Consider the following 20,476-nt stretch of genomic DNA (forward strand, 5'->3'; position numbering starts at 1 on the left):
CAGCAGCATTTTGGCTACGAGGGTTTCAGTGTTGAGCGCGCGCTGGCGCTGCATGCCAGCTTTTATCCTGACTGGGATAGACAGCTTGAACACAACTGGCTTAATCGGTTCGGGCTGGAAAGCAAAGCTCAGGTCAACCGGCTCAGTGTGGGGCAACGCCAGTCGCTGGCCATCATCATGGCCATGGCCTATCGTCCCAGTTTGTTAATCCTTGATGAACCCGTGGCCAGTCTCGACCCCTCTGCCCGACGCCGTTTTATGGGCGACCTGTTTGAGCTGGCGCTGGAATCGGGTTCGGCGGTGCTGTTTTCATCCCATATCACCTCGGATCTGGAGCGGGTTGCCAGCCATGTGGCGCTGCTGAAAGATGGCAAGTTGCTGATTTGCGGAGAGCTGGACAGTGTCCGTGAATCGATTCGTTTACTGACCCTTGAACGCGATGCCAAACTGCCGCCGCAGCTTAAGGTGCTGGGGCAAAATGGCAACCGCGTGGTGGTGGATGGCTATGCCGAACAGTCAATTAGCGGACTTATTAAGGCGGAAAAATTGAACCTGGAACAGCTGTTTATGGAGCTGCATCCATGAGCGCCCTGAGGGGATTCTGGCCGCTGTGGTGCCGAGATATCGGCAGTGCCAGTTTTATCGGCATGGCGGTGATGTTTTTTGTGGTATTCGTACCTGTAGCTTTACTGTTCCAACGCCTGGATGAGGCAGGGTTTATGCTGGCCTTTGCCATGATAGGCCTGTGCTCAGCCATTGCCTGGCAACGCAACCGGCTGCATGCCGCCGAGTGGACTCTGGTTAACCCGGGTTTTGTGGCGCTGGTGCGGGGGCATGCCAGATTTTTGCTCGGTGCGGCCTTTGGGGGTTCTCTGCTGGCCTGGTATTTCCTTGATGTGCCGTTGGGATATGGCGGTCTGGCACTGCTGATTGGCGCCCTGTTTGTATTTCTGTGTCAGCGACGGCCCGGCAGCTTCTACTTGTCCATGGTCGCCTTTTTGGTTGTGGTATTACTTAAACCTTTGCTGGCGATGCTGCCTGTACTGAATATTCTGGCGCTGCCACTGGCATTTCTGGTTTGGCTGTGGCTGGACTCTCGCCTGTGGGGCACGCTCTGGCAAAAAGATGCAGTTAGTCTTTATTGCAACGGTATGACTACCGGTGGCTTTTTCCTGCCCAGTTGGCGTTGGCTTGGTGTCACTCAATCCCTTGATGTTCGCTTGTTTCCCATGAGCTATTTTGGTGGGCCAGCTATCAATGCTGTGTTGGTGTTGATGCCGGTATTGGTGCTGCTGGTGACTTTGTTGCTGAAAATGAAAGGCAGCGAAGTGAGCTTTTTGCATTTATGGGTGCAATTTACAGTGATGATGAGTGGTATGTCCCATTGGACACGTACCATGCGCTGGCGATCAGCAGACCCACTGCTGGTATTGCCGGTTTTTTCTGGTTGGAATCATTTCTGTGATCGCTTCTTTTGGGCACAGCTTAAGTTTTTGGGATTGACCGGCCTGTCGATAACACTGAGCAGTGTTATCAGTGTGTCCCTGTTTGATTTGCCGGTGTGGATCTGGCTTTTAGCAATTCTTGCGACACTTTGGGGTGCTGGTTTTACTCTGGCTTTCGGGGTGTTTTGTAAGACCAGCCTGCACACTACAGGTTTAATGTTGTTGATGATTTTCCCGTTGGTGACAGTGGATGTTGCTATTCGGCTTAGTGATAAGGGCAATGTAAACCCACAGTTATGGCTGGCTGTGAATGCCGCTTTGGTGTTGCTGTCGTTGTTTGTGATGTACCTGACCCGCAGACACCTGCCGCGTGACTGATGGGAGTTGTTGCGGCATTTGGCTGATGGTGCAGTTCGCTTTTTCGACAAAATTAGAGCAATAACTCTTACCTTTGCCCCTTAGCTGGGCTAGAATGCCGCCAAAACAGGAACAGATGTACGCCAAAAGTTGTTTGGTCATTTCCGGTCATCAGGCAGGTATTCCCATGTCACTAGAACAATTTCATCTGGTTCGGTTGCTGAAAGCCCAAACCAAACAAAACCCCGACGCCATCGCCCTGGAAGGCTTTGAAATGGCTGCGCCCTGGGATCAGGTTTCCCGGCACGTATTTGATCACAGCAGTGATCAGCTGGCAATGCAACTTATCGCTGAAGGTCTTGGTGTGCAGGATCGGGTCGCGATTATGTCGAACAATTGTCCACAATGGACTGTTGCCGATGTTGCGATTCTTAAAGCCCGTGGCGTGGTGGTGCCAATTTACCCCACCAATACCCTGGAACAGGCGGCTTACATTCTTAATGATGCCGAAGTGGCTGTGATGTTTGTGGATAACGCCGAGCGTTATCAACTTGCCAGCCAATTGCGAACTCTGTGCCCGGCATTGAAATCGGTGATCCTGTTCGGTGACAGCGTAAGTCTGACACATGTTAATGACTGCCATCTGTCTGCAGTGTTGGCTCGCGAGCCCATTGGTGATGCTGCCAAAGAGCTGGGCGTACGCCTGGACAGCACCTCGCTGGATGATTTGCTGACCCTGATTTACACCTCGGGTACCACCGGCGATCCCAAGGGCGTCATGCTGCCCCATCGCGCCATAGCTTCCACCATCTATCAGCACGATAAGCGGCTGGCCTTTACCGAAGGCGATGTATCGCTGGCGTTTTTGCCGTTAAGCCATGTATTTGAGCGCGGCTGGAGTTTCTATGTGCTCGGCCGTGGCGGCCGCAACGTGTATCTGGCCGACACCAATAAGGTGAAAGAAGCCATTGCCGCAGTACGCCCCCATACGCTGTGTGTGGTGCCGCGTTTCCTCGAAAAGATCTACAGTGCGGTGCAGGACAAGCTGTCCCGCGCACCGGCTTCCCGCAAGGCCTTGTTTGGCTGGGCCATGAATGTGGGTTCTCGCCAGTTCGAAGTGGCTCAGGGGCGTCGCAGGGGCGGTTTGCTGTTGTCTTTGCAGGCCAGACTTGCCGATAAACTGGTGGGCAGCAAAATCCGCGAAGTGCTGGGTGGCCGGCTTAAGTTTATGCCCTGCGGCGGCGCAGCGTTGAATGTGGATGTGAGTGCGTTTTTTGATGCGGTGAATGTGCCCGTACTCTGCGGCTACGGCCTGACAGAAACCACGGCTACGGTAACCTGCAATACTTTAGATAATCGGGTGCCCGGCTCAAATGGTCAGTGTTTGCCAGATGTTGAAGTGCGAATTGGCGAAAACGATGAAATTCTGGTGCGTGGCGATACCGTAATGACCGGCTACTACAAGCGCCCGCAAGATACTGCCGCCGCCTTTGATGATGGTTGGTTTAAAACCGGTGATGCAGGGCGCCTTGATGCACAAGGGAATCTTTTTATTACTGACCGTATCAAGGAGTTGATGAAAACCTCCAACGGTAAATATGTTGCGCCGCAGCGGGTAGAAGGCATGGTGGGCCGTTGTCCCTTTATCGAACAGGTAGCCATTGTCGCCGATGCCCGCAACTATGTAACGGCGCTGATTGTGCCTGCCTTTGAGGCGCTGGAAACCTGGGCCGGGGAGAAAGGACTGAAGTACGAATCGCCGCTGGAGCTCATTCGTCACAGCCATGTGCTGGAGCACTTCGAAGCGCGGCTTAAGCTGATGCAGGAAGAGTTGGCGGGTTTTGAGCAAATCAAGAAATTTACCCTGTTGCCCGATGCCTTCACCATGGAGTCGGGGCTTATTACCCCAACGCTCAAGCTCAGACGCAAGGTGATTTACCACAGATATCAACGGGAAATCAGTGCCATGTACGGCGGTTGATCAAAACAAAAAGGCCGCATTGCGGCCTTTTGCTTATTTCATCTGCTGATATACTCGGCTGCGACAACAACAAGCATTTTCAGAGAAATGATATGGCCCAGTTTGACCTCAGTATTCAACCCAGATTCAATGAAACCGATGGCCTCGGTCACATCAACAACACAGTTATTCCTGTGTGGTTTGAGGCCGCCCGCGAGCCGATTTTTGCCATCTTCAACCCCGAGTTGGACCTGAACAACTGGAACCTGATTGTGGCTGGCTTTACTATCGCCTTCACCGCACCCACCTATTACGGTAAGCCGGTTGAGGTGGTTACCCGCATCTCCCGTATCGGTAACTCCAGTTTTGAAGTGCTGCAGCAGAGCTTTCAGGCCGGCAAGATGACCGCCGAAGCCAAGACCACCCTGGTTCATTACGACTACCAGACCGAAAAGAGCGTGGCGATCCCCGCCGATATCCGCGAGCTGCTCGGCAGCTACCTCAGCGCCTGAGGTCAGTTTTTGCGCCAACAAAAAAGCCAACCCCAGGGGTTGGCTTTTTGATGTCCGGTTAAGCGTCAGTAACGCACAAAATCAGCGCTACGTATTACAGCCCAGCCAGTTTGGCGCGGGCGGCGTGCAGTTTCTTGTAGCTTTCAATCAAACGCCGATGGCGATCCAGCCCTTCCAGCTTGGTGCTGGTTGGGGTGAGGCCATGGAAGCGTACCCGACCTTCCACTGAACCGATAACGGCGGCCATTGTCTCCTCGCCGAACATGCGGCCGAGGTTGTGGCGGTAGTCGTCCAGCGCCAGCTCGTCGTCGAGGCTGATTTCCAGCACTGCCGACATGGCCTGATAGAAGAGGCCGCGGGCAACCGTGTTGTCGTTGTACTGCAGGAAGGTCTCGGTCAGCTCCTGGGCCGCTTCCAACTCGCCCAGCGCCAGATAGCACAGCAGCTTGAGCTCGAGGATGGTCAGCTGACCCCAAACGGTATTCTCATCAAACTCGATACCGATAAGGGTGATAATGTCGGTGTAGTTATCCAGTTCGCTGTCTTCGAGACGCTCAACCAAATCGGCAAGCTCGGCGTCGCTCAGGCGGTGCAGGTTAAGGATATCTTCGCGGAAATCCAATGCCTTATTGGTGTTGTCCCAAATCAGATCGGTCACCGGATATACCTCGGAGTAACCGGGCACCAGAATCCGGCAGGCGCTGCCAAGGGCGGTGAACTCGGCCACATAGGCTTCCAGACCCAGATCTTCGAGAATGCCGAACAGGGCGGCGGACTCTTCTTCATTGCTGCCGGAGAAATCCCACTCCACGAACTCGTAGTCGTGTTTGGCACTGAAGAAGCGCCATGAGATCACCCCGGTAGAGTCGATAAAGTGCTCAACGAAGTTCTCCGGCTCCTGCACCGCCATGCTGTTGAAGGTGGGTTTTTGCACATCGTTCAGACCCTCGAAGCTGCGGCCCTGCAGCAGCTCGGTGAGGCTGCGCTCCAGCGCCACTTCCAGGCTTGGGTGGGCGCCGAAGGAGGCAAATACGCCGCCGGTGCGTGGGTTCATCAGGGTTACACACATTACCGGGAACTGGCCGCCGAGGGAGGCATCCTTCACCACAACAGGGAAGCCCTGGGCCTCCAGCGCTTCGATACCCGCTACTATGGAAGGGTACTTGGCCAGCACCTCTTTAGGCACGTCCGGCAGGGCAATTTCTTCTTCGATAATTTGGCGTTTTACCGCGCGCTCGAAGATTTCCGACAGACACTGCACCTTGGCTTCGGCCAGGTTGTTGCCCGCGCTCATGCCGTTGCTGAGGAACAGGTTTTCAATCAGGTTGGACGGGAAGTACACGGTCTCGCCATCGCTGTGGCGGGTGTAAGGGATGGCGCAGATGCCGCGCTCATAGTTGCCCGAGTTGGTATCCACCAGATGTGAGCCACACAGCTCGCCATCGTTGTCATAAATATCGAGGCAATACTCGTCCAGCAGGCCTGTCGGCAGCGAGTCGTCTTCCTCCAGCGGGAACCACTTTTCGTTGGGGTAATGCACGAACTCGGCATTGGCAATTTCTTCACCAAAGTACTGATCGTTATAGAAGAAGTTGCAGCTAAGACGCTCGATAAATTCACCCAGTGCCGAGCACAGGGCGCTTTCTTTGGTGGCGCCTTTACCGTTGGTGAAACACATGGGCGAGGCGGCGTCGCGGATGTGCAGCGACCAGACGTTGGGCACCAGGTTACGCCAGCTGGAGATTTCAATCTTCATTCCCAGCTCAGCCAGCTTGGCGGTCATATTGGCGATGGTCTGCTCCAGCGGCAGATCCTTACCCACAATAAAGGTGCTGTGGTCGCCATCCGGCTTCACCATCAGCATAGCCTGGGCGTCTTCGTCGAGGTTTTCCACGGTTTCGATAACGAACTCGGGGCCGGTCTGCACCACTTTCTTCACGGTGCAGCGGTCGATGGAGCGCAAAATGCCTTCGCGGTCTTTATCGCTGATGCTCTCTGGTAATTCCACCTGAATTTTGAACTGCTGGTTATAGCGGTTCTCCGGGTCGACAATGTTGTTTTGCGACAGGCGGATACCTTCGGTTGGGATGTCTCTCGATACGCAGTACACCTTTACAAAATAGGCGGCACAAAGGGCTGAAGAAGCAAGGAAGTAGTCAAATGGACTGGGAGCTGAGCCATCCCCCTTGTAGCGAATGGGTTGGTCGGCGACTACGGTGAAGTCGTCGAATTTGGCTTCGAGTCTCAGGTTGTCGAGAAAATTAACTTTGATTTCCATGGGATAATTCCAGATGTGGCAGGCAAGTGCAGTTGCCCCGCGGCAAAACCGCTGAAAAATTAGCGTAATTATCGGCTTTTTTGCAGTGGGTGTCTTGGATTTATTCCAACTGTTGCGGGCGTATATAGTCGAATACCCTCAATGGACATAAAAATATCGACCTATACTTTAAAAAGCCGTAAACACAGGGAAGACAAGAGGGCAGCAGTGAAGCGTTATCATTGGCTATTTTGGATCACTTTAGTGTATGTGGGCTTTGGCATTGGAGTCCGGGCCAGCGATCAACCACTTATCTTCACTAATTCCAGGGATGAAGATAAAAGCGCCTTCAGATGGTTAAGTCTCGTTTATGACGAGGCGTTTAAACGTATGAATTTGCAATATGAAATTCAGCGTTTCCCAGAGAAAAGAGGAGAGATGCTGCTGCTTCAGGGTAAAGTGGATGGAGAGCTTGCCAGAACCGAAGTGTTTGTTGAGCGGCATCCCGACCTTATACTGGTTCCGGTCGCTGTCGCCTGGAGCGATATGGTTGCTTACACACTGCAAAAAGACTTGCAGGTGCACAGTTGGGAAGAGTTGGCCCAGTTGGATCTGAAGGTTGAATATCGCCGAGGTGTACTCCTCGCCGAGTCTCGGCTGACACCTTTAATCAAACCAGGTCATTTGTCAGCGGCAAATGATTGGGAAACAGGCCTTAAAAGATTGGTTGCTGGGCGCACAGACGTTTTTATAGATATAGAGATAGATGTAGGTTCGGTGCTCGAGCAGGGTGAGTTTTATGGTCTGACGCTGTATAAGGCCGGCGCTTTGGAGAATGTGTACGGCTATCCGATATTACACTCAAAAAATGCATCACTTGCCGTGCCTTTTGAGGCGGTTTTGAGGCAAATGACAGAAGACGGATTAATAGAAAAATTCAGACAGCAGTCTTTAGTTACCCCGCCGAAGAAAGCTGTTCTTCCCACCGCTTACTGATGTCACATATTTTGCTTTGTTGCCAATAGACGCGGCGATGTACTTTCAGTTACTGACGCTCGCGGTTACTATTGGGCCGACAGTATTTGGTGGAATCTAAGATGAACGGTTTTACGCCTGAATTGGCGGTTGTTTTGTTAAATCTGGCAATAATTCTGGTTGCCTATATTTCGGTATATCCCAAAATCGCAGGTAACAGTTTTCAGCGGATTTCCATTTGCGACATGGCCGCCTCGGCGTTGGCGTTACTTATCGTTGGTACTAAATATTGGGGCACGGATACTGAGTTCAGTTTGCTTGTCGCCGATGTGAATTGGTTCTGGTTTACGCTGCTGAGTTACTTCGTGCTCGAGTTACCCGCCGTCATTTGGTATTTCAAAAAATACAATGTAAAACTGCCACAATAGCAATTTAGCTAAGCCACGGATTTTTCCTGCCCATGATATGGATCGGATAAGTGTTGCGCTGTGGTGTTTTATTGGTGAGTTATTTTCATTCGTTATGTTGGACTTTTCAGCGGACAGGCGATTTTGCTCGTCATATATCTGTCTGTATTGTCAGGCCCGTGGCCTGCTGCGGCTTGTTCACCCTGGTCTATAAAATTCATCACTTGCTATCACATATCAATCGCAAGTTCTTCCCTCCGCTTAAATGAACATTTGCTGACGCTTTAAAAACGAATAGTGTGGTACCGGCCACTTAACAGACGCTGCTGTGGCAAGGTAGCATCAGACGTATTCCTGCCTATTTTTATGGATGAATTTAAACGTGCTGTTCGACAAAAATGCATTTTAAATTGGTAGATTACAATCTAACGGGTGAAAAATGTTAATTCATCATGTCTATGGTTGAGTTAGGGGATTCCATGCATGTTTGGCTGCCGGGCCTTTAGTTAGGCGTCTCTGGTTGCATACTTCCTGAACAAACTCTGCCATATACCAGTAAGGATGATGCTGGTTTTGATACTGCCAATTGTTAACTTTTCCAGCCGGTGCTGGGCATTGTTTGCGATCAGCGAGAAAAATTTGCCTGGGACTATCACGATGCAGATATGTGCCAGTGCAGGCTTTTGTGCCAGACAGAAAGCATGCCCTATACTAATGGGTGAATTAATTGGTTTTATTTGCGGCGGGGATTAACAGAGAGAGCCGGTCGCAAAAGCACCGACGGGTTGGCGATTCGGAAACCGTGTTAGATTGTTGCCCGTATTGCCCGACAGTAATCTAAATGTTTACATCGCACATTTTTTTATTTGGTTTCTGTTTGGTTTCTGAATCTGCTTATTCGAAATTCTGCAGCCAGTTTTTAAGCAAGTAACTCAGAATTTGCTGGTCATTGCGAGCGAGCTTGCTTAGTAACCGTTGTTGGGTTTCTACATGACTTGATAACACCTGTGCCAGAGTCGAAATACCCTTGGGGGTAAGGCAGACTTCGACGCTACGTCTGTCTTTTTGACTTGGTTCGCGGGCTATCAGCTTTTTGGCTTCCAGGCGGTCGAGTCGGTTGGTCATGGCACCGGATGTCAGCATCATGGCAGCCAACAAATCGGACGGTGTAAGCCGGTATGGCGCCCCACTTCTACGCAAGGTTGCGAGCACATCAAACTCGCCGGGTTTGAGACCATAAGCCTTGTGGCACTGAGTAATTTCCTGCTCCAGATGCTTGGTAAGTCTTGCCAGGCGACCCATGATACCCATTGGAAGGGTATCCATGTCGGGTTTCTCTTTTTCCCACTGCGCCAAAATCTTATCTACAGAATCCATAATAATTCTCAATTTTTCATTGGGATAAAAGTATCTTAGCATAAAGATACTTTACGGAAAGATTTTTCTGAGATAGGCTGAAATAAATCTTGATGTGAAGATACTTTATATGAACATAATTTTAGCCTTACTCACGGCTGCCTTGTGGGGAACTACCTACGGGGTCACTCAGTACACCTTACCCGACTGGCCACCCCTGCTTTTAGGGGCGATTCGGGCGTTGCCCGCCGGACTTATCCTGTGGAGTGTTCGCCCCCGCTTGCCCTCTGGTCAACAGCTTTGGCCACTGCTCAAACTGGGGGCGGTGAACATCGCATTATTCTTCAGTTTGATCTTTGTGATGGCCCATACTTTGCCCTCTGCTATCTCAGGTGTTGGCATGGTATCGGTGCCATTGTTTGCGATGATTTTCCAATTTCTGGTGTTGAAGCATAAGCCTTCAGTTGCACAAATTGTGGCCGGTGTGTCTTTGTTACTGCTCGGGTTAATGCTGTTCAATCCGGGCAGCCTTACCCTCAATCCGGTAGGGTTGGTTGCGATGCTGGCGGCAATTGGCTGCATTATTGTTGGCAGCCGGATGACGCAAACTCTGAGTGGTAAGCTGCATTGGTGGGACGTGCTGGTATGGCAGCTTATTCTGGGTGGCGCCATCCTTGCACTGATCAGTGCCGTGCAGTGGTTGCTGGCACCTGCTGGTTTTGCTGCTGTGGCAGATGGTTTCAGCGGCCGCGAATTGGCCGGAATTGGCTGGATAGTGCTGTTCAACACAGTGCTGGCTTACGGTCTGTACGTGTTTTTGATGCAGCGGATGAGTATTGTGGACTTTACCTTTGGTGGCATCGCCAATCCGATTACCGGGATTGCCCTGGGGGTCTTGCTGATTGGAGAGCAATATTCCCTGACACAGTATTTACTGATGGCCGGTATGATAGCGTCGTCACTGCTGCCAAGTTTGTTGTCGCTGAAAGAATAAGCTGACATAAACTAGATCCATAAGCTGACAAATATGTATCTGGCCAATGAAATTCAAGCTGAACTAAACTTTGGTTTCAATCAAGTGAAGACTAATACTTAAGACCTCCTTCGCGGTTCTGCCTAAGGTGTAGCGCCCCGACAATGGTTGATATTGATTATAATCAGCTTGCCATGCAGTAAATTGATGATTGACCTGTGCCAATGATTCGACTTTATTCGCCTTAAAGTAAGGCTCAAAGAACTCACTATAGGCAAATGTCTGAAATCTTGCCGCTAACCCGTTAACAACAGGGCCGTTATACGCCCTCATCTGAATATGGTTAATCTGTTGTTCGCTCAAGAACTGACTAAATTCTTGGCTTTTCTTACCTGAGAATTCAGGTCCTCGATCTGTCAAAATACTGTTGATGTTAATCGATTTATCTCGATACCAAGGCAGCACAACCTCACGCAAAAATTGAACTACACTCGCCGAACTGTTATCGGTCATGACAGTCGATATCGCATACTGACTATACCCGTCCACAAAGGTATGTAGATACAGCTGCCCTAGTGGAGAAATGACACCTAGATCAAAAGTATCTTGCACACATATGTCGCCAGGGTAAAGGCACTCAATATTGGGGTCATTAGGATCTTGCTTGTAAAGCTGTTCAATGTGCTGAAGCTCTAATGGTGCAATAATTTGATTTTGCTTGAGTTTGTTGTGTAATGCCAACAGGCGATTCTTTTTGGTCTCTAAGTTATGCCTTAGCCAAATCGTTCTGACACCGCTGGCAGATATATTACAGCCTCTCGCACCGAGTAACTCTGCGACTTTAGCTTGTCCGTAGTTCGGATAATCGAGTGCAATCTCAATAACTTGATCTTCAACTTCTTGAGAAACTCTGTTTTTCATCGCAGGCTTTTTCCGCGACAGATTCTTCAACCCTCTCTCACCAACAGTCTCGTATTGCTTTTTGAAGCGATAATAACTGTCCCTGCTATATCCCATAATTTCACAGGCTTTACTGATACTGCCAAGTTCAGTTGCCAATTGTAATAGGGCTAGCTTACTGCGGATTTCATTATTCTTTGCGCTCATAGCAAACTCTCAATAATATTCAATTTCACAATGAAGAGCGGCCTTAGCCAAACACACCATTTGGTGTATAGCCCAACCATCTAAACCAGGTTTCACCCATTAAAATACTTGTCACCCAGCCAATTAATAACATAGTAAACCCAAACTTAAAGGTATCGCTCAAACTATAATGATCTGTTGAATACAAAAGTAACGCAGGCTTACTATTAAAGGGTAATACATACACATGCTCAATCAATAATGCGACAGGTAATGCCAAGCTTATAATCGGAAAATTAAAACGTTGTGCTATACCAATGGCTATTGGCACGAATAGCATAGTCCTCATGGTTTTAGACTGAAATACCAATGAACTAAACAGCATGGCCCCGGTGAGCAAAATATAGAAGACACTAAATGGCGTACCTTCATCTAAACCAAAGTACTCTAAACTAAAATTCACCGCTAAATTAGGTAAGTCCGTCTGTTTAAACCCTGCTCCCAACGTATAAGCACCTGCCGAAAACAGCAGTAGATGCCAAGGCACATCCACTTGGTTCCAATTGACGACACCAATTCTAGGGCTTAAAGCGACAATGGCACCAATAAACGCAATTGCGGTTGCACTAACACCATGATACTTATCGGTTGCCCAAAATATTAAGATGGTCACAAAAATCACAATAGACTTTATCTCTCGCGTCGAGATTGTTCCCATTTTAGCCAGTTCTTCTTTTAGACGCTCCATTCCTCCCTCAATTTGTGGTAATCGTTCTTCTTCAGCCAATGGGAAGAAAATTTTGGTGGCAATTAACCAACCAATCACCACCATGCAAATGACAATTGGCATCGCCACTATCATCCAATCGGCAAAGAAAAAACTGCCGCCAATAGCCCCTGCAATTAAACTCGCCGCCAGGAGGTTTGCCCCAGATCCGGTCACAAACGCACCTGCACAGAGATTTATTTGCAACAGATTTTGTAAAACTAAATTACGACCGAAGTTATTCTTGTTATCTCCGCCTCTGGCGCCATAAACTGCAGCTACGACCATAAAAATGGGCATCAAAATCGCAGCTTTCGCGGTTGTCGCCGAGATAAATGCAGACAACGCGAGGTTAATGACCATAAAGCTATAAAAAATAGGAGTAGCACTGGTGCCAAATCGACAAATAAACCATAGAGCGAAACGTTTAGCAGCACCCGATGACACCAGCATAGAGGCTAAAATAAAAGACAATATATTCAGCCACATAATCGGGTGGCCTAACTGAGCATAAGCAACTTTTTCCGGTAGAACACCCGTTAAGACCATCGCTATGATCACCATTAATGAGGTCAAATAGTTTGGAATTGGCTCTGTAATCCATAAAATAACGGCTGCACAAAAAACAGCCAGCATAGCCTGGCCATGCGAACTAAATAGCACACCACCGACTTCAGCAAAGTGGGCTGCAGCAGTTTTACTCAGCATGTTCGGATCAAAATCCACAAGAAAACTGAGCGGCTGACTGCTCAGTAACAATACGAATACCGCCGCCGCAATCCAGATACCCGCCCTAGCTAGCCATACTTCAATAATGCTTTTATGTCTAACGGGTAACTTTTCCATACGGTATTGATTCATATCGAGTGGATCGACTTGGCTCACCTCCTTTTTTTCCACACTCATAGCCTTTTCTACCTTCGCTTTGTTACTAGGGTTATATCTTACAGCAAGCCCACCTGTTGAATCTTGATGCATATCTAGCGGATTGGCTGCACTAACGTTTCCTTTAGTCATCAAACTGCGCCCTTAATCTGGATAGTGAATAAGCAAACCTTACTATCATGCGTTTCAACGAAACTGGATCCAGATCAACATAAATGTAAGTTAGTTATTACATAAACATCCTTTAAAAATATTTGTCACAACATAAAATCACAAAAAGCAAATGATATCAATGATTTCCATACTAGCTTGTGGTGGTTTCGGTGATGGAGTGTAAGATCAGGTGGTAACTAGATCTGTTAAATTTGATCTGGATCGGTTTTTTTTATTTTTTTAGGAGTAGTGTAAATAGCGTACTTAGCCACCTAAAAACACATCAAGGAAGCATCTATGTCAGAACTTAAAATTGGTGAAATTTCAAAGCCTCGTTTCGAATTCCGCACGTTCGGTCAAGATTTTACTGAAGCAGCTAAACGCATGGCCCGTCTGTCTGTTCCTGTCCCAGAAAAAGTCTGGCACCGAGAAAGCGATGAGATCTACATCATGTCTCGAACTAACGACCTAAATAACACTAAAATTCGGGACGGAAAAATGGACGTAAAATGCTACGTGCAAACTATTGATGGTCTTGAGCAGTGGGATCCGAAACTAAAAGCTGAATTTCCCATCAGTGCCGCACAGTTAATAGAAGAAATTTTTCCAGCATTCATGGTTGAACAACCAACCTTAGATAAGGAGAGTTACACTTTTGAAGAGTTCCTCGCAATTATCGATGCCCACCCCGATCTACAAGCAGTAAAAATTCATAAAGAGCGTTATGGCTACATGGTCAATAACACCATTTGTGAAGTAGCAAATGTACTGGTTAACGGCGCACGAATTGTCAGTATTAACAGTGAGTCAACCGAACTCGAAGATATCCAGAAAACCATTAAAGATGTAAAACTCGAAGGCGTAGAGAACATTAATTATCTGCAAGCGATAAAGCGTGTCATTGGCATGAAAAACTTACCACTAGCTAATTAATCTTAAGGGAAAAAATCATGGCACAAGAAATTGAGCGTAAATATTTAGTTAGAAGCAATGAATTCAAACAGCAAGCTGCCCGCTCAGTGCGAATCATTCAAGGGTACTTAAGTAGCGTGCCCGAGAGGACCGTTAGAGTGAGGGTTAAGGGCGATAAAGGCTTTCTCACCATCAAAGGCATCGGTAGTGAATCAGGTGCTTCACGTTACGAATGGGAAAATGAAATATCTGTCGATGAGGCACAAGAGCTTCTCAAAATTTGCGAACCTGGTGTTATTGATAAAACCCGCTATTTGGTGGAATATGAAAATCATATTTTTGAAGTCGATGAGTTCTACCAAAGTAACCAAGGATTAATTGTCGCAGAAGTTGAACTGACAACTGAAGCCGAAACAGTTAACAAACCTAGCTGGCTAGGAGAAGAAGTGACAGGTGACGCTCGCTACTACAACTCGATGTTAATGAAGCAACCTTATAGCACCTGGTAAGAATAAAATTTATGTTGTCGCTATCGATTGCCGACCGATACCACTTAGCCATTAACGTTGAGCTTGCTGCTCCCGTTAAAAATGCTCGGATAAAAGTACACTACTTTTATCCTACACAATTGGCCGATCATAGCGACCTCTTCTCCCAATCTTACTTCTATGAATCACTATTGCAAAAGCAGTCATTAATAAAAGCGACTCCGATAGATATCGATTCAGTCAAACGCGACTTGCTCATCCTTAAACAAACCGCATATGCTAAAGCAAAGCATAACTCCAACAATTATATTCACGCGTTGTCTGACTTTATCTCTGGCATTAATCACATGCTATCGACAGGTGATACTCCGCAGTTAGAGCTCATTGCCGACATGATTGAATCCTTCCAAGGTATTCATGAAAATGAGAAAAACCTAACTCACCATAAGCGTTTCCAACTCGCGAATCATCAACTCATCTACAATTTCCACCAAGTACTAATCCGGCATAAACACAAAGCCTGTAAAACAGAAAAGGATGAGATTGAAAAACACATCACCAGAATTAAAGATTATGCTAGTCAGCATCATGTTAAATTAACAGAAATAACCGAAGATAGACTAGAGAAGCTGCTGCGCCGTTTACATATGGGGCGTAGGATTATTAATAGCCCCTATAAAATCCGTCGTAAAAAGTTAAAAGATGGTGTAGTTGTAGAACAACTGATATTTGGATTTTCCGCAGCATTAGCAATGGCATTTGCGACAGGTGTAGCCTTCGCAACTCAGAAAGCTTTTGGTAACTTTTCCACTCCCTTCTTTGTATCTTTAGTCCTCTCGTATATTTTTAAAGATCGCATTAAAGAACTTGGTCGCAATTACTTAATGCAGAAGTTTTTTTCAAATTGTTTTCAACATCACTATCGTTTCTATACTAATGATAACAATAGTTTATGCGATATTAAAGAGACCTATTACCGACAAAATCAGCATCAGTTTAGCGATGAGGTAAAGGCAATCATTAGACACATAAAAAATATCGAAAGCAATCAGTTAAATACCGCTCTAATCCACCAGCGCAGTTACTACTTTGTGCAAAAAAGATCACTAAATGAAAGCATGAAGCTTTTAGATGAACTTACAATAAACCTAAGCAGGCCCTTGCGAGCCCTTCCCAAGGTAGTCAGTCAACACTGGTATGAAAATGAGTCAAATATCAAATATACCAACATCCACAAAGTCAATACGATACATCTCATTGTTACACTGCAACATCGCGAGCAAACAACCCATGATCACTACAAGCTTTTTGTCAGCCGCAAGGGGATACACCGCATAGATAAAGTAGATATAAAACATGGCGCTACGAGTTAATTCCTCATGAAGAAAACGTACCTAATCTGACAACATTTTCAACCAACACCAGAGTGGTTAACGACCCGCATCCCCCCTGTGTAAGATAGCATCTCTGTATATCGCAGCATTTATACATAAGCTCTCCTGCCCTTAAGAAAAACCAGTCACAAAAAAGAACGGATCTGTACGATTTGGTAGTGATTAGTTGACATCGATCATGTTTTTTATCACGTATAAAGCATACTCTTAACACATCAAGTTTAGAAAGCGTTTAACACCAATCGTATACAATGAAAAGTTACTGAAGGAAGCGTTTTATGAACACTAAAAATATATTTAAAATCTCACCTGTCGCGCTAGCAATTTCCGCCTCAGTGCTATGTTTTTCATCTGCAGTCATGGCCACGGAGGCAGATAAGGTCTTAGAGCTAGAAGAAAGACTCAATGCATTAGAAATGGAGTTGATTGAAGCCAAAGATGCCGCCAATAAAGTCGACCGCCTAAAATTCTCTAAAGACTCACCAAGCCCAGCTTTTATTTCCCAAGATGGCCGCTCTACGTTAGAGTTCAAAGCACGTATTCAAGCTGATTACGTCAAAGCTGATGAGCTATACAAAAATGGCGGTGACTATGTAGAAAGCTTTACCGATGCAAGTATTCGCCGCCTACGTTTTGGCATAGAGGGATACTTTTCAAACTCTTGGGAATATGAACTGGAACTTGATTTCGATGGACTTGCCGAGGTAGAAGTTAAAGATGCCAACGTTACATATAAAGGCTGGGACAATTCAATCTTAAAAATGGGTTTCCAAAAATTTGCCTTTGGTATGGAAGCCACGGGTAGCTCTGCAGACCTTGCCTTTTTAGAACGCGCCTCAACTGATAGTTTTTCTCCAGAAAGAACTTTAGGTTTACAGTGGCGCTATGTGGGTAATAACTACAACCTACATTTAGGCTATGGCGTGATCACAGAAAATGAGTTTGAATCAACTGACGAGCAGAACCACGCAAAAATGGAGTTGCTTAATGCGCGTTTCACCATGGCTCCCATCAATAGTAATGGTCACCTCTTCCATGTTGGAGCGAGCGGACTCTACAACGACCTTAATGATGATGCTGCCAAAGCACTGCGCTATCGTGCACGCCCTAATACTAAACCTACAGAACGTATTGTTGATACCGGAAAAATCAAAGCTGAATCAGGCATTCACTACGGCGTAGAGCTCGCTTATCAATATAGTAACTTATTGTTACAAGCAGAATACATGGCCGCGTCAGTGGACCAAATTAACGATCCTAAAGTGAGCGTTAACTCCTACTATGCCCAGGCTGTTTATACCATCACTGGTGAAAAATGGCGTTACAGCGGCAAAAAGGGCACCTTCAAAACGGTCTCTCCCGATAACCCTATCTCTGCAGGTGGCTGGGGAGCGTGGGAAATAGCAGCTCGAGTCGACCAAGCCAACTTTGATGATATTGCTGCCGGTATCGAAGGCGGTAAGAAAACTGATTACGTACTGGGGTTAAACTGGTATCTAGAAGAAAACCTTAAAGCCCAGCTTAACTACGTACATACACAGGCTGATTATGTCTCGCCATATACAGATATCAATGGCTTAGAACAATACGACCAAGACGGTGACATTTTCCAGGCTCGTCTACAGTTCGCATTTTAAGGTAAGGAGCCAATATTATGAGAAATAATTTATTTCTAATCGGTGCTATCAACCTCTGCCTCAGTGCGAGTGCTTATGCATTATCACCAGACGCATTTACAGAACTCGAATACCATGTCAACACGGGAGTAGGAAAAACACTTCCCTACGCCGCCGACAAACAAACTGATGCCTTTAAAAAAGCATTTAACTTTATCAATTTGAATGATGATATTTCAGTCAAGCTTGTGACTTATATCGATACGGCCGATCGTGCTTTTAAAGCAGATAACATTCAGATCCGCGTTAGGGAAGATGTCACTAAACCCAGAAAAAGTAAGATAACGGTCAAACTTAGAGCCGCAAACCCTGAAGATTTTGGCGAAATAAGTCACTACAAAAAAGCCGAGATTGATTTTACTGATGGTAAAGCAGCATACAGTGTCAGTTACGATGTGCCGTACTCTCCAGCTGATATTGATGTCAAAAAAGTCGATATCGAACGGGTCTTCCATACATTGAAAAACAATGAAGCCGTCTGGAAAATCGTTGGCCCTGTCTACGAAAGTAACAAAGAAAAGCTACAACAAACATTAGTCATGAGAACGCACGGCTGGGAAGGTAGCCTAAAAGACTCTCGCTACGAAAATCTAGAGATCGATTTTCAATTGTGGACCCCTTATTACCGCAAGCCAAGAGTGACCTTTACCGAGTTCTCGTTTAAAGGCCACGTTAACGATAAGAGCTACCTGGAAGAAGCCTATAACTACCTGTCAGAAGAAGTTAATAAAGTGAACATGCCGAGTGAAAACAACGGCTCTAAGACATCCGAAACTTTTAAGATGTCAAAAGGGTTTAATTAAGCCAGACCAAGGCCAAATACTACTAAATCGCTCCCTTTTGTGATATTTGGCCTTCCCCTCAGCGTTATCTACACAAGAATAAGGAGATGCCATGTTTGGCTTTTCTCGGATCAGTTCGCTTCTTTCAAAGAGCGAGTCTACAGAAACAAAGGTTTACCTCTTTTTCGAACAGGTCACCTTATCTCACCATAAATCCATCCAGATGTGGAAAAACTATTTAAATTACGGTGCCAAAAGCGATGAGTTTGAAAAATCACTGGCCGAACTTCAAAGTATTGAGCATCAAGCTGATCTATTAAAAAGAGAGATAGAGCATACGCTTTACAAAAAGACGCTTATCCCTGACTTACGCTCTGACGTGGCATCATTAATTGATCTCACCGACCGTTTAATCAACAAACAAGAAACCATAGGCTTACACCTAAAAATTGAGCAGCCGCTTATTTCGAAAGAGATTGGCGATGAACTGTTAAGTTTACTTAACACCGTCAGCGACACCATAGATCACACATTGCTGTGTGCTAAAAGCTTCTTCACCGATTTACAGCGAGTGCAAGAGTACCACACCAAAGTTATCGCTTTTGAAAGCCAAGCCGACCAACTATGCACCCGCACCAAAGTGATGCTATTTGATACCGATCTCCCGTTAGTCAACAAAATTCAGCTGCGCTATTTTTGCGACCGTATCGACCAAGTCGCGAACCTTGCGGAAGACATTAGTGACCGGATAGCCATTTTTACTCTGAAACGCGTTCAGTAGGGAGTTTTAATATGGATATCGCAATTTGGATCTTCCTCTCCAGCGGCCTGTTTCTCGGTTGGTCTCTCGGAGCCAATGATGCTGCGAACGTCTTTGGTACCGCAGTCGGCTCAAACATGGTTAAGTTCTCGACCGCTGCGATGATCTGCTCAGTGATGGTCATCTTAGGCGCTGTGATCAGTGGTGCGGGTGCATCACATACCTTAGGTGCGCTCGGCAAAGTCTCAGCACTAGGTGGTGCATTTACCGTTGCACTCGCCGCAGCAACAACTGTTTATTTCATGACGAAATCAGGTTTGCCTGTCTCTACAGGGCAAGCCATTGTTGGTGCCATTATTGGCTGGAACCTGTTTAGCGGCATGAAAACCGAACCTCAGGTGCTATCAAAAATATTAAGTACCTGGGTTTTGTGCCCAATACTCGCGGCGATCACTGCCGTTATCCTGTTTAAGTGCGTCACATCTGCGATTGCCAAACTTCGCCCGGGGCTGTTTCAACTCGACAAGTGGACCCGTATCGGCCTTATTTTGGCAGGGGCTTTTGGCTCCTATAGCCTAGGCGCCAATAATATCGCCAATGTCATGGGCGTCTTTGTGCTGAGTACACCGATTGATCCCATTAAAATGTTCAACATTGAACTCACAGCAGCAATGCAGCTGTTTTTTATCGGTGCGGTCGCGATCAGTATAGGGGTGTTTACTTACTCAAAAAAAGTGATGCTGACGGTGGGTGACAACCTCATTGCCATGACCCCCGTCACCGCTTGGGTGGTAGTAATGGCTCACTCTATTGTGCTGTTTGTTTTTTCATCGCAAACCTTGTCGAATGCTTTCGTGAGTATCGGATTGCCGCCCATCCCGCTAGTGCCCGTATCAAGTTCTCAAGCGGTCATCGGTGCCGTTGTCGGTATCGCACTACTGAAACGATTACCTATTCGCTGGAAAATACTTTTTAGAATAATTATAGGTTGGGTGATCACCCCAATAATGTCAGCCGTTGCCTGTTTTATCGGACTATTCATCATACAAAACCTGTTCAATCAGGTGGTCATTTAGCACCATGAGATACGAGAATGACCTTTCCCCCACTTTAGCGCTGGCGAACTTAAACACACTTTCGTTCGGTGACGGCTTACGTAGATTTCGAATATACATGGGCAAATTTTAATCGATGCGATATTGCTAGCGTACGTTGGAACGTGAATTTGGCAACTTATAGATTTAATTCTGTATTAAGGCAATGATTTAAATATGAAATTAAATCACAGGCAAACTACTCTAATGATGGTTTTGTGTCAGTTTATGGATTTAA

General features: G+C 46.7%; 18 protein-coding genes. 14 read left to right on the plus strand and 4 right to left on the minus strand.

The window, feature by feature from the left end; genetic code table 11:
* From ABYK60_RS00710 to ABYK60_RS00725, 4 genes are all read left to right on the plus strand, one after another.
* A partial coding sequence (locus tag ABYK60_RS00710; RefSeq protein WP_372869899.1) for an AAA family ATPase occupies window positions 1-585 on the plus strand: 585 nt, incomplete at its 5' end.
* Window positions 582-1,823, plus strand: coding sequence for a hypothetical protein (locus ABYK60_RS00715; protein ID WP_372869900.1), 1,242 nt, complete (start codon window positions 582-584; stop codon window positions 1,821-1,823). The genes ABYK60_RS00710 and ABYK60_RS00715, both read left to right, overlap by 4 nt.
* 166 nt (window positions 1,824-1,989) lie before the next feature.
* Window positions 1,990-3,783: a long-chain fatty acid--CoA ligase gene (locus ABYK60_RS00720; RefSeq protein WP_372870114.1), complete on the plus strand. Its 1,794-nt coding sequence runs from the start codon at window positions 1,990-1,992 to the stop codon at window positions 3,781-3,783.
* Between the two features lie 92 nt (window positions 3,784-3,875).
* Window positions 3,876-4,274 (plus strand): acyl-CoA thioesterase, encoded by a 399-nt coding sequence (locus tag ABYK60_RS00725; RefSeq protein WP_372869902.1) that lies wholly within the window; start codon window positions 3,876-3,878, stop codon window positions 4,272-4,274.
* Window positions 4,275-4,368: 94 nt separating this feature from the next.
* Here ABYK60_RS00725 and ABYK60_RS00730 read toward each other — a convergent pair whose 3' ends face one another.
* A complete protein-coding gene (locus tag ABYK60_RS00730; protein ID WP_372869904.1) occupies window positions 4,369-6,552 on the minus strand; it encodes an OsmC domain/YcaO domain-containing protein in 2,184 nt (727 codons plus the stop codon).
* A 207-nt stretch (window positions 6,553-6,759) separates the two neighbouring features.
* Between ABYK60_RS00730 and ABYK60_RS00735 the strand changes: the two genes are divergently transcribed.
* On the plus strand, window positions 6,760-7,527 hold the full coding sequence (locus ABYK60_RS00735) for a substrate-binding periplasmic protein (protein ID WP_372869906.1): 768 nt from the start codon (window positions 6,760-6,762) through the stop codon (window positions 7,525-7,527).
* Between the two features lie 101 nt (window positions 7,528-7,628).
* Window positions 7,629-7,934 carry a hypothetical protein gene (locus tag ABYK60_RS00740; RefSeq protein WP_372869908.1) on the plus strand — a complete coding sequence of 102 codons (306 nt, stop codon included), beginning with the start codon at window positions 7,629-7,631 and terminating at the stop codon, window positions 7,932-7,934.
* A gap of 873 nt (window positions 7,935-8,807) precedes the next feature.
* On the opposite strand, the gene ABYK60_RS00745 is transcribed toward ABYK60_RS00740, so the two are convergent.
* A complete protein-coding gene (locus ABYK60_RS00745; RefSeq protein ID WP_372869910.1) occupies window positions 8,808-9,290 on the minus strand; it encodes a MarR family winged helix-turn-helix transcriptional regulator in 483 nt (160 codons plus the stop codon).
* Between the two features lie 109 nt (window positions 9,291-9,399).
* On the opposite strand from ABYK60_RS00745, the gene ABYK60_RS00750 reads away from it, so the two are divergent.
* The gene (locus ABYK60_RS00750; RefSeq protein WP_372869912.1) at window positions 9,400-10,263 is read left to right on the plus strand and encodes a DMT family transporter; all 864 of its coding nucleotides are present in this window, start codon (window positions 9,400-9,402) and stop codon (window positions 10,261-10,263) included.
* A 63-nt stretch (window positions 10,264-10,326) separates the two neighbouring features.
* Here ABYK60_RS00750 and ABYK60_RS00755 read toward each other — a convergent pair whose 3' ends face one another.
* Both ABYK60_RS00755 and ABYK60_RS00760 read right to left on the minus strand, forming a co-directional pair.
* Entirely contained in the window at window positions 10,327-11,349 is a 1,023-nt protein-coding gene (locus tag ABYK60_RS00755) for a helix-turn-helix domain-containing protein (protein WP_372869914.1), read from the minus strand.
* 43 nt (window positions 11,350-11,392) lie between these two features.
* Window positions 11,393-13,111 (minus strand): DASS family sodium-coupled anion symporter, encoded by a 1,719-nt coding sequence (locus ABYK60_RS00760; protein WP_372869916.1) that lies wholly within the window; start codon window positions 13,109-13,111, stop codon window positions 11,393-11,395.
* Window positions 13,112-13,429: 318 nt separating this feature from the next.
* Here ABYK60_RS00760 and ABYK60_RS00765 point away from each other — a divergent pair, with 318 nt between their 5' ends.
* The 7 genes from ABYK60_RS00765 (at window position 13,430) to ABYK60_RS00795 (ending at window position 20,220) form a co-directional block, all read left to right on the plus strand.
* Window positions 13,430-14,065, plus strand: a complete 636-nt coding sequence (locus ABYK60_RS00765) for a hypothetical protein (protein WP_372869918.1) — start codon at window positions 13,430-13,432, stop codon at window positions 14,063-14,065.
* A gap of 17 nt (window positions 14,066-14,082) precedes the next feature.
* A complete protein-coding gene (locus tag ABYK60_RS00770; protein WP_372869920.1) occupies window positions 14,083-14,553 on the plus strand; it encodes a CYTH domain-containing protein in 471 nt (156 codons plus the stop codon).
* A gap of 11 nt (window positions 14,554-14,564) precedes the next feature.
* Window positions 14,565-15,905 (plus strand): hypothetical protein, encoded by a 1,341-nt coding sequence (locus ABYK60_RS00775; protein ID WP_372869922.1) that lies wholly within the window; start codon window positions 14,565-14,567, stop codon window positions 15,903-15,905.
* A 299-nt stretch (window positions 15,906-16,204) separates the two neighbouring features.
* On the plus strand, window positions 16,205-17,563 hold the full coding sequence (locus tag ABYK60_RS00780) for an OprO/OprP family phosphate-selective porin (protein WP_372869924.1): 1,359 nt from the start codon (window positions 16,205-16,207) through the stop codon (window positions 17,561-17,563).
* 17 nt (window positions 17,564-17,580) lie between these two features.
* The gene (locus tag ABYK60_RS00785) at window positions 17,581-18,405 is read left to right on the plus strand and encodes a hypothetical protein (RefSeq protein ID WP_372869926.1); all 825 of its coding nucleotides are present in this window, start codon (window positions 17,581-17,583) and stop codon (window positions 18,403-18,405) included.
* Window positions 18,406-18,496: 91 nt separating this feature from the next.
* Complete coding sequence (locus ABYK60_RS00790) at window positions 18,497-19,165, plus strand: DUF47 domain-containing protein (RefSeq protein WP_372869928.1); 669 nt, start codon at window positions 18,497-18,499, stop codon at window positions 19,163-19,165.
* Window positions 19,166-19,176: 11 nt separating this feature from the next.
* Window positions 19,177-20,220, plus strand: a complete 1,044-nt coding sequence (locus tag ABYK60_RS00795) for an inorganic phosphate transporter (protein ID WP_372869930.1) — start codon at window positions 19,177-19,179, stop codon at window positions 20,218-20,220.
* The last annotated feature ends 256 nt before the right edge of the window (window positions 20,221-20,476 follow it).

It is taken from the genome of Shewanella sp., from assembly GCF_041630135.1.
Lineage (GTDB): Bacteria > Pseudomonadota > Gammaproteobacteria > Enterobacterales > Shewanellaceae > Shewanella.

Coding starts and splice junctions, on each gene's coding strand:
- ABYK60_RS00715 (WP_372869900.1), top strand. CDS start 582: ATGAGCGCCCTGAGGGGATTCTGGCCGCTGTGGTGCCGAGATATCGGC.
- ABYK60_RS00720 (WP_372870114.1), top strand. CDS start 1,990: ATGTCACTAGAACAATTTCATCTGGTTCGGTTGCTGAAAGCCCAAACC.
- ABYK60_RS00725 (WP_372869902.1), top strand. CDS start 3,876: ATGGCCCAGTTTGACCTCAGTATTCAACCCAGATTCAATGAAACCGAT.
- ABYK60_RS00730 (WP_372869904.1), bottom strand. CDS start 6,552: ATGGAAATCAAAGTTAATTTTCTCGACAACCTGAGACTCGAAGCCAAA.
- ABYK60_RS00740 (WP_372869908.1), top strand. CDS start 7,629: ATGAACGGTTTTACGCCTGAATTGGCGGTTGTTTTGTTAAATCTGGCA.
- ABYK60_RS00745 (WP_372869910.1), bottom strand. CDS start 9,290: ATGGATTCTGTAGATAAGATTTTGGCGCAGTGGGAAAAAGAGAAACCC.
- ABYK60_RS00750 (WP_372869912.1), top strand. CDS start 9,400: ATGAACATAATTTTAGCCTTACTCACGGCTGCCTTGTGGGGAACTACC.
- ABYK60_RS00755 (WP_372869914.1), bottom strand. CDS start 11,349: ATGAGCGCAAAGAATAATGAAATCCGCAGTAAGCTAGCCCTATTACAA.
- ABYK60_RS00760 (WP_372869916.1), bottom strand. CDS start 13,111: ATGACTAAAGGAAACGTTAGTGCAGCCAATCCGCTAGATATGCATCAA.
- ABYK60_RS00765 (WP_372869918.1), top strand. CDS start 13,430: ATGTCAGAACTTAAAATTGGTGAAATTTCAAAGCCTCGTTTCGAATTC.
- ABYK60_RS00770 (WP_372869920.1), top strand. CDS start 14,083: ATGGCACAAGAAATTGAGCGTAAATATTTAGTTAGAAGCAATGAATTC.
- ABYK60_RS00775 (WP_372869922.1), top strand. CDS start 14,565: ATGTTGTCGCTATCGATTGCCGACCGATACCACTTAGCCATTAACGTT.
- ABYK60_RS00780 (WP_372869924.1), top strand. CDS start 16,205: ATGAACACTAAAAATATATTTAAAATCTCACCTGTCGCGCTAGCAATT.
- ABYK60_RS00785 (WP_372869926.1), top strand. CDS start 17,581: ATGAGAAATAATTTATTTCTAATCGGTGCTATCAACCTCTGCCTCAGT.
- ABYK60_RS00790 (WP_372869928.1), top strand. CDS start 18,497: ATGTTTGGCTTTTCTCGGATCAGTTCGCTTCTTTCAAAGAGCGAGTCT.
- ABYK60_RS00795 (WP_372869930.1), top strand. CDS start 19,177: ATGGATATCGCAATTTGGATCTTCCTCTCCAGCGGCCTGTTTCTCGGT.